The organism is Nocardioides sp. NPDC057772 (assembly GCF_042798075.1).
Classification (GTDB): domain Bacteria; phylum Actinomycetota; class Actinomycetes; order Propionibacteriales; family Nocardioidaceae; genus Nocardioides.
Genome location: NZ_JBHVKN010000373.1, coordinates 1 through 1,863, shown reverse-complemented (window position 1 = coordinate 1,863; position 1,863 = coordinate 1). Strand labels below are relative to the sequence as shown.

At 68.1% G+C, this 1,863-nt stretch carries 1 protein-coding gene; it reads right to left on the bottom strand.

Translation table 11 applies throughout. The features are described from left to right. Positions 1-1,863, bottom strand: a 1,863-nt coding sequence (gene infB / locus ACFVJS_RS27800; protein WP_378886775.1) for a translation initiation factor IF-2, incomplete at both ends; no start/stop codon positions are given.

The following is a 1,863-nucleotide window of genomic DNA, read 5'->3' as shown; positions in this document are numbered from 1 at the left end:
CTTGATGTCCTGGAAGTTCTTCAGGACCAGACCGCACTCGAAGCCCTCGCGGACCTCGGCGGCGTCGTCCTTCTCGCGGCGCAGCGAGGCGAGGTCGAGGTTGTCGGCCGCCACGGCGCCGTCGCGCAGGACGCGAACCTTGGCGTTGCGGCGGATGAGGCCCTCGGTGACCATACAACCGGCGATGTTTCCGGCCTTCGACGAGCGGAAGATCGCACGGATCTCCGCCTTGCCGAGGACCCTCTCCTCGTATTCCGGCTTGAGCATGCCCTTGAGGGCCGCCTCGATCTCCTCGATCGCCTGGTAGATGACCGAGTAGTAGCGGATCTCGACGCCTTCGCGGTCGGCCAGCTCCGTCGCCTTGCCCTGCGGGCGGACGTTGAAGCCGATGATGATCGCGTCGGAGGCAGCCGCCAGGTCGACGTTGGTCTCGGTGATCGCACCGACACCGCGGTCGATGACCCGGATGCCGACCTCGTCGCCGACGTCGATCTTGGCCAGCGCGTCCTCGAGCGCCTCGACCGAACCGGACACGTCGCCCTTGAGGATGAGGTTGAGCTCCTGGCTCTCGCCCTTCTCCATGGAGGCCATGAAGTCCTCCAGCGTGCGGCGTACGCGGCGCTTGGCCTGCTGCGCGGCACGCTCGCGTGCCTCGCGCTTCTCGGCGATCTGGCGAGCCATCCGGTCGTCCTCGACGACCAGGAAGCTCTGGCCCGCACCCGGCACCGCCGAGAGACCCAGGACCATCGCCGGACGCGACGGGGTCGCCTCGGTGATCTCGTGGCCGTACTCGTCGATCATCGCGCGGACACGGCCGTGGGCCGGGCCGGCGACGATGGACTCACCCACGCGCAGCGTGCCGCGCTGGACCAGGATGGTGGCGACCGGGCCGCGACCGCGGTCGAGGTGAGCCTCGATCACGATGCCCTGCGCGTCCTGGCTGGCGTTGGCCTGCAGGTCGAGCGAGGCGTCGGCGGTCAGCACGACGGCCTCGAGGAGGCCATCGATGTTGATCCGCGACTTGGCCGAGATCTCGACGAACATGGTGTCGCCGCCGTACTCCTCGGGGATGAGGCCGTACTCGGTCAGCTGGCCACGGACCTTGGTCGGGTCCGCCTCCGGCTTGTCGATCTTGTTGATCGCGACCACGATCGGGACACCGGCCGCCTTGGCGTGGTTGAGCGCCTCGATCGTCTGCGGCATCACGCCGTCGTCGGCCGCGACCACGAGGATCGCGAGGTCCGAGGACTGCGAACCACGAGCACGCATGGCGGTGAACGCCTCGTGACCCGGGGTGTCGATGAAGGTGATCTTGCGCTCTTCGCCGTCCACCTCGGTCGAGACCTGGTAGGCACCGATGTGCTGGGTGATGCCACCGGCCTCGCCCTCGATGACGTTGGCGTCACGGATGGCGTCGAGCAGCTTGGTCTTACCGTGGTCGACGTGACCCATGACGGTGACGACCGGCGGTCGGACCGTCCAGTCGGACTCGTCGCCCTCGTCGCCGAGCTCGATGTCGAAGGACTCCAGCAGCTCGCGGTCCTCGTCCTCGGGGGAGACGACCTGGACGACGTAGTTGAGCTCCTCACCGAGCAGCTCGAGGGTCTCGTCGTTGACGGACTCGGTCGCGGTGACCATCTCACCGAGGCCGAACAGCATCTGCACCAGCTGAGCCGGCTCGACGTTGATCTTCTCGGCGAAGTCGGTCAGGCTCGCGCCGCGAGCCAGGCGAATGGTCTCGCCGTTGCCCTTGCGTACGCGGATGCCACCGATCGTCGGGGCCTCCATGGCCTCGAACTCCTGGCGACGCGCCCGCTTCGACTTCCGGCCACGACGCGAGGGACCGCCCGGGCGACCGAAGGC